This window comes from Rhodococcus sp. LB1, assembly GCF_001583455.1.
Taxonomy (GTDB): Bacteria; Actinomycetota; Actinomycetes; order Mycobacteriales; family Mycobacteriaceae; genus Rhodococcus_F; species Rhodococcus_F opacus.
Genome location: NZ_LTCZ01000432.1, coordinates 1 through 6,342, shown reverse-complemented (window position 1 = coordinate 6,342; position 6,342 = coordinate 1). Strand labels below are relative to the sequence as shown.

The 6,342-nt window shown below is 66.1% G+C and carries 7 protein-coding genes and 2 pseudogenes; 5 read left to right on the top strand and 4 right to left on the bottom strand.

Annotated features, from left to right (window positions below; all coding sequences use genetic code 11):
* Positions 1-863 (bottom strand): wax ester/triacylglycerol synthase domain-containing protein (locus AZG88_RS45600; RefSeq protein ID WP_331712326.1); only part of this gene is annotated, 863 nt, incomplete at its 3' end.
* 695 nt (positions 864-1,558) lie between these two features.
* On the opposite strand from AZG88_RS45600, the gene AZG88_RS55210 reads away from it, so the two are divergent.
* From AZG88_RS55210 to AZG88_RS45585, 4 genes are all read left to right on the top strand, one after another.
* On the top strand, positions 1,559-1,690 hold the full coding sequence (locus AZG88_RS55210) for a hypothetical protein (protein WP_269455125.1): 132 nt from the start codon (positions 1,559-1,561) through the stop codon (positions 1,688-1,690).
* Positions 1,691-1,800: 110 nt separating this feature from the next.
* Positions 1,801-1,896 carry a dihydrofolate reductase gene (locus tag AZG88_RS54850; protein WP_231914434.1) on the top strand — a complete coding sequence of 32 codons (96 nt, stop codon included), beginning with the start codon at positions 1,801-1,803 and terminating at the stop codon, positions 1,894-1,896.
* Between the two features lie 101 nt (positions 1,897-1,997).
* Positions 1,998-2,288 carry a type II toxin-antitoxin system Phd/YefM family antitoxin gene (locus tag AZG88_RS45590; RefSeq protein WP_061043262.1) on the top strand — a complete coding sequence of 97 codons (291 nt, stop codon included), beginning with the start codon at positions 1,998-2,000 and terminating at the stop codon, positions 2,286-2,288.
* Positions 2,285-2,572, top strand: coding sequence for a type II toxin-antitoxin system RelE family toxin (locus AZG88_RS45585; RefSeq protein ID WP_269455124.1), 288 nt, complete (start codon positions 2,285-2,287; stop codon positions 2,570-2,572). The genes AZG88_RS45590 and AZG88_RS45585 overlap by 4 nt, the downstream gene beginning before the upstream one ends.
* A gap of 174 nt (positions 2,573-2,746) precedes the next feature.
* Here the strand turns inward: AZG88_RS45585 and AZG88_RS54845 are convergent.
* From AZG88_RS54845 to AZG88_RS54840, 3 genes and pseudogenes are all read right to left on the bottom strand, one after another.
* Positions 2,747-3,016 (bottom strand): annotated as a pseudogene (locus tag AZG88_RS54845) (hypothetical protein); the annotation flags it as partial.
* Positions 3,017-3,271: 255 nt separating this feature from the next.
* Positions 3,272-3,922, bottom strand: coding sequence for a hypothetical protein (locus tag AZG88_RS45580; protein ID WP_061043265.1), 651 nt, complete (start codon positions 3,920-3,922; stop codon positions 3,272-3,274).
* Positions 3,923-4,820: 898 nt separating this feature from the next.
* Positions 4,821-5,048: a hypothetical protein gene (locus AZG88_RS54840; RefSeq protein ID WP_231914433.1), complete on the bottom strand. Its 228-nt coding sequence runs from the start codon at positions 5,046-5,048 to the stop codon at positions 4,821-4,823.
* Positions 5,049-6,142: 1,094 nt separating this feature from the next.
* Between AZG88_RS54840 and AZG88_RS45570 the strand changes: the two are divergent.
* Positions 6,143-6,342, top strand: a pseudogene (locus AZG88_RS45570) (Fic family protein); the annotation flags it as partial.

Sequence of the window (6,342 nt, the reverse complement as noted above, 5' to 3'; positions counted from 1 at the left end):
ACCACGTCGTCGACGGTGAACCCCAGCGCGGTCCTGACCGCCTCGACCTCGCCGAGCGGCAGCGAGGTGAACGCGAAGCGTCGGCGCGCGGTGTCGGGGCCGTGGAATGGGGTGTCGGGCGCGGCCGGTGCCCCGGCCGTCGCTTCGTCGGCCGACCGCCGCCATGTGCGCGGGGTCAGCCGCCGGGCGAGTGTGCCCAGCAGGTCCGCGCCCGGGACGGTGAGGGCGCGGGCGAGTTCAGGCAGGTGCGGTGCCAGCCGGAGCGAGGACCACATCATTCGCGCGGGCAACAGTGCCAGATGCCAGGCACTGTAGCCGAGCATCCCCAGGGCGCCGGCCGCCTGGTACTGCTCGTCGCTGAGCCGGTGCGGCACCGTGCGGGGTTGCGGGGTGGTGTCCATCAGCACCGCGAGGGCCTGCGCCGCGGTCAGACCGTCGATCACCGCGGGGTGCACCTTGGTGTAGATCGCCTGCCGGCCACCGGTGAGCCCGTTCACCAGGTAGCACTCCCACAGGGGCCGGTCGCGGCTCAGTGGACGTGCCGCGAGACCGGAAATCTGCTCGGCGAGCTGTTCGTCGGTGCCGGGACCGGTCAGGGTGACCTCCCGGATGTGATAGCCGAGGTCGAGGAACTCGGAGTCCACCCAGTAGGGTCGGTCGAGCCCGAGTGGTACCTCCTGTAGCCGCCACCGCAGTGGCCCCACCAGGTGTAATCGGTCACCGGCGAGCGCCCGGAGGTCCTGGACCGTGAGCCCGCCCCCCGGTGTGGTGGGGCCGAGGACACTCAGGACTCCGACATGGGTGGAGGTGGTGGATGTCTCGGCGTCGAGGAACTGTGAATCGAGTGAACTGAGCTGGTGCATAAGGTTTTACCTGGATTGGGTGAGCCAACGTGCTGGGCGAGCCCACAAGGCGTCACCCCAACGCTACGCCGCGGCGCGCCCCCCGTGGTGTCCCACGCAATTCGTTCACCAAATCCTCAATGAGCTTCGATCGAACCATTTCGAATTGGCGCACACCGAGTTTCGATTATGTGGCCGCCGGTGCGGCCGCACGCGGGCAACAGCGAGGGTTCGTGCGGACATCCCGGCGTATCTGGATACCAGAGAACTCGGCGATCGCGCCGAGTACGGAAAGAACCTCCGCCGGGGGAGTGTGAGAGAAGTGGGATTGACCCATCGGCTCTTCGACAGCGTCGAGCGCGAACTGGGAAACGTCTCCGCGCTGTGTTCTGCCATTGCGAGTCGGTCGATTCCGGCCGGTTGGACACCACGGTGGAGAGCTTCGATCGGCACTTCGCGGTCAGTACGCGGGCGTCGTGGCTGCTGATCCGGGGATACAGGCTGCGATTTCGCGGTCAGCACGGTACCGGGCGGGTGGTCAGCCTGACGAGCGTTCACACCGCCGGCAACCTGGCCTGTGGGGCGAGCAAGGGGGGCGATGGACCGGATCGCGCTGGCCGCCGCCCGTGAGCTTGCCGATCTGGGAGTGACCTGTAACGCGATCAATCCCGGACCGACCGACGCCGGGTGAATGGACCGAACAGCAGAAGGCGCACATGATCACCTGCACATCTCTGGGACGCCTCGGTATGCCGCAGGACTGCGCGAATCTGGTGACGTTCCTCTGCTCGGCGGAGGGCGGAGGGATCAGCGCCCAACTTCTCCAGAGCAACGGCGGTCTCGAGTAGTCACACGCTGAGGGATTGGCTCACGGGCGCCGCCGGTTGCAGGTCGACTTGGTGGGTATGGCCGTGACTGCTGATCGGGACTCGCCGTCAGGGATGAGGATCGGGTGCACGTGACACTGATTGCATCGGTTGCCCGCAATGGCGTCATCGGCCGCGACGGGGATCTGGCCTGGCGAGATCGGAACGCGACGATCTCCAGCGCGTGACATCACGTTTTCGGAGGGGTTCCTTCGTCCGGAAACCGGGCTCGATCCGGATGTCGGCGATCTGCCGGGTGCGGGGCCGAGTGCAAGTTTAGGCTAGAATTATGTACATGACGACTCTTCCTGTTGCCGACGCCCGGGCGCAGCTGTCGCGGCTGGTCGATGAGGCCGAACGTACGCACGAGCGGTTCGAGATCACCCGCAACGGGCACCGCGCCGCGGTCCTGCTGGGCGCCGACGACTACGACGCGTTGCGGGAGACGATCGCGGTGTTGTCGGATACCGATCTGCTGGCGGCGCATCTCGCCGGCCGGGCCGAGGTCGACGGTGGGGATGTCGTCGATGCGCAGGAGCTGGCCCGGCTGATGCGTAATGCTCGGTCGTCCGGGGAGTGAGCGAGCGGGGCGAGGGGTATCGGTTGGTGATGGCGCGGTCGGCTGCGCGGGCGTTGGCGACGTCGTTGCCGGAGAAGGTCGCGACCGCGGTGTACGAGTTCGTCACCGGTCCGCTGCTGGAGAATCCGCGGCGGGTGGGGAAACCTCTGGATCCACCGCTCGCCCCGGCGTACAGCGCCCGCCGGGGTACGTACCGGGTGCTGTATCTGATCAACGACGCGAATCGTACGGTCGAGGTCACCGCGATCTCTCACCGCGCGCACGCCTATCGGTCCTCGTCCTGACGAAAGACGGCGAGTGTCGCAGGATGGACAGGGTAGACCCGTGGCCTGAGTGAATGCTCTGATCTGGGAATATGTCGGGTCCCGGATGTGATCGGGAGGCGTGTTGCGGATGATGGGTGGAAAGGACTGCGGATTTCGCTGGGCGTCATCGCGGGGCCGCTGCTGGCCCACTTTCTATCTGCCGGTGGTGATTGTGTGGCAGCACTTCAGTCGACCGAGACCGCGTTGCCGGCGCCGCCGTGGTGGGTCGTCTCGATCCACCCGACGGTCGCCGACCGTAGTTCCCCACGGCTGCTCCAGCGGCCACGGTGGAGGACATTGCGTTGCAGCAACGCGAAGAACGATTCCATCGCCGCATTGTCACCGCATGCCCCAACCTTCCGATAGATACTGGCGTAAGCCATTGCAGGCCAACAATTCTACGAACATTCCGGAACGGAACCGACCAGGTTCAACCGGTCGACGCAACACCTCGACAATGAAAGGCGCGGAATGGGTGACGTCCATCGGCACGGGCGGCAGCGTTGACTTCGACGGGCGGTGGTGTGGTCACCGGGACCACGCCGACCGGCGAGTACGGGCTGCCCACGCTCAACCTGTCCGAGAGCAAACCGGCCGAGGACACCGAAGCCACTACCCAGAAGATCTCGTTTCTCCTTCGTTTCTGCGACACGAATGCATTCGGGGCAGTCGCGGTGTTCACCGGGGATCGTCGGGGACCGCCCACAGGCCCGGGCCGGTCCGTCGGCCGGTGTCGGGGATCAGTGCCCGTAGCCGGGCGGCGTCGTCGCTCAGTGCCTTCCGCAGGTGGGGGCGTACGTCCTCGGCGACGCCTGGTGGGAGTGTGCAGCCTTGGTGTACGAGGTCGGCGGTGTTGTCGATGATCCGTACCGCTCGGACGACGAGCGGCTCCGGCACAACTACTGTGGGAAGGTTGCCGTCGTGTTCTCTGGTCAGGACGCCGAGGGTGGAGATCATCGACATCGCTGTCGTCGGCTCGTCGGGACCGGTGTTGGCGCCGGTGAGGGCGGCGACCTCGACGAGGGCGGCGATTGTCGCACCGAGGGTGGGCAGGGGCATGGTGATGGTGCGGGGCAGTGTCAGCAGGTCGGCGCCGGGTGCCTCATCTTTGATGCGCAGGGCCAGTTCACGGGCGAGGGTGCGCAGGGCGTGATGATCGAAGTACCGGCGGGCGGTGCGTTCGGTGATGTGCATCCGCTCTGCCACGGCGGCGACTCGGTCGGTGAGTAGGTCCTCGAGTCGGTCGGCGGGGACGGTCAGACCGATCCGTGCCAGCTCCTCACCGAGGGCGGAGGCCGTCGTCCTCACCCATGATGATGGTCGTGGCATCGGGGCCTCCTGATCAGAGCGTTCCACCACATCTGGTCTGTCTACCAGTTCGCCCATGGTGCGGCGGCGGCAGGCGACGGGAATGAACGCCGCGCCGGACCGGATTGCGGGTTCGGCGACGCGTGCTGGATCGGACGCTGACAGTTTCCGGGTTGTGCTCGCTGTCGGATCGGGGCTTCCGCAGTGGTGTGCAAATTTGGTGCAACACCCGAAGGGTGGGCATGTCTGTCCTCGACACCAGAAGCGCTCTTGCCGCCAACTCTGCCCGTGCACACCTCGGCTTCCGACGGGGCGGATGGGGGGAGCTGTGGAGCGATTCCGGTGGCGGGCAGGGCATGCAGTGGGCGGCGTAGTGCTCGGTGAGCGCCTCTGGTCGACGATCTCCGCCAGATCCATCCGCACGAGCATGCGTCGACGGCGAGGGCGCGGTGATCGAGTCGATGCGCGGCGACGTCCCCGGGGCAGTTCCCCTGCCATGCCCGCCTGGAGCGGTTGGTCCCGGTCGAGTCCTGACCCGGACGAGTAGTGCCATCTGGACAGCGGAGATAGACGTCCCCTAACGCTCGCTCGTCGCGGCGATCGCCACCGGAGCCAGACGCCGCCGGCGGCGAGGACGACACCGGCGAGGGCCAGTCCGGTCGCGTGCCAATCGACCACGAAGACGGTGGGGGGTGGTTCGGGGGCCGGAGACGAGGTGGAGGGTGCAGTGCGCGGCCACGATGGGCATCTTTGCTCGGCTGAAGTGCTGTTCGGCGATGACGAGTTCGTACTGGTTGAGCACGTCCTCGGGGAAGCGGTGGTGTCCGCGGCAAATCTCCTGTGGGGGGGGTGAGAGGTGAACGCGGCCAGATAGACCGCGATCCCGGCGACTACCGCGGCCAGCGGTCCCGGCGGCGCATCAGCTGCCGGGACGTCGCGGGCGGCGGGCGGCGAACATAGCGACGGTGATCTCGACCTCCTTGAACGCGGCGGCCAGAGCCGTATGCAATCCGTCGAGGTCGTCCCCGCGGTTGTGGAACGGTGTGATCGGCCCGCTGTAGAGGCTGTTCAGGGTGCGGCTGAGAGGAGTGTGGTGCACACCGGTGTCGAGGATGGTCGAGCCGAAGAACACCCCGTCGTCGGCCATGGCTTGGGCGATGTGCCTGAATGCCCGTTCGTTCTCCGTCCAGGTGCCCGTATTGCAAGACGAAGTTCGCGGCGACGGAATCGAATTGGCACAGAACCGAGTTGATGGGGGAGAGGATGCTGCCGGTGACCTCGGCGAGTGTGATGACGATCCGTGTCGCCACAGCACCATCGAGCGCACGTGCCGCGCCGGCGGACGGGCTGTTGAAATATCGGCGACGCCCTCGCAGGATGATGTCACCGGCACGGACGTTCAGGTGGTTCGGGACGGTGCTGTCCCAGCTGTAGTGGCTGGCGGGGTTGTCGTCGTACTTGCTTCCCCCTCCGAGGCGGCGGCACGCCGATTTCGTCATCACCAACCAGGCCTGACGATCGCCGGAATCGGGCAACGACAACTTACTCTGAGCCATCTGTCCTCACGTGCGTGTACCAGGAACTTCACGGCAGGCAACTCACTATCGACCTGAGCTCCGAACAACGTCAGTGGCTGGAACTCCACTGGGGAGAACACCGCCAGGTTTGACCGTCCCGTAGTCGGGGTCTACACGAAATCCGGCGGAGGGCAGCGAGCACGTCGCATTCGTGCGACGACCGGGCGCTGCGTTCGGGTGCGCGTGGATGTCATCCGCTGGGGTATCTGGGCCGCCCTCTCCCTAGGCGGGCGACAGTCACCGACAAGTTCACTCGACACGGCCGAGGCGATGCGTCAGGGATATCTACTTGGAAGTTAAGTCCCGCAGAAGGGTTGGAAGGCGTGTCGAATCATTGCGAGAGAGAGGTGGTGTGGTCAGACCATTCGTCGCGGCGGTCGAACGCCATCAGCTTTTCGAACGGAGCGGCAGTCCGGGCAGGTTGTTTCGGTCGCGGCGAAGTCAGGTTCCCGGCATGGTTCGGGGACATGGTGTGGGGTCGGGTTCGACGGTGACGGTGTCACTGAATCCGGCGGTGGTCTGCAGGGTGGAGAAAATCAGGAGCCGACCTGCGGGGTGTTCTGCCACCCTTTGTACACCAAAGCGCCGTTGACTACGTTTAAGATAGCAAAAGTACGCTAACATCTCTGTTGTCTACGTTTGCACCGAACCAGGGGGAGGGCGTGTGATCTGGCCGGAGCACCGCATCGAGACTCGGGACTGGAATCCGCGTCATCGGCAGGGTTCGCGCGCGGACCGCACCCTGGAGACCGTCGACGTGTCGATCCAGCCGATGATCGGCTCCCTCGACTGTGATCTGGTCGGTGGTGTGGCCCGCGCGCACGAGGAGGCGGTCATCGCCGTGGCCCGCCTCGAGGCGGGCTT

Coding starts and splice junctions, on each gene's coding strand:
- AZG88_RS55210 (WP_269455125.1), top strand. CDS start 1,559: ATGATCACCTGCACATCTCTGGGACGCCTCGGTATGCCGCAGGACTGC.
- AZG88_RS45590 (WP_061043262.1), top strand. CDS start 1,998: ATGTACATGACGACTCTTCCTGTTGCCGACGCCCGGGCGCAGCTGTCG.
- AZG88_RS45580 (WP_061043265.1), bottom strand. CDS start 3,922: ATGCCACGACCATCATCATGGGTGAGGACGACGGCCTCCGCCCTCGGT.
- AZG88_RS54840 (WP_231914433.1), bottom strand. CDS start 5,048: ATGGCCGACGACGGGGTGTTCTTCGGCTCGACCATCCTCGACACCGGT.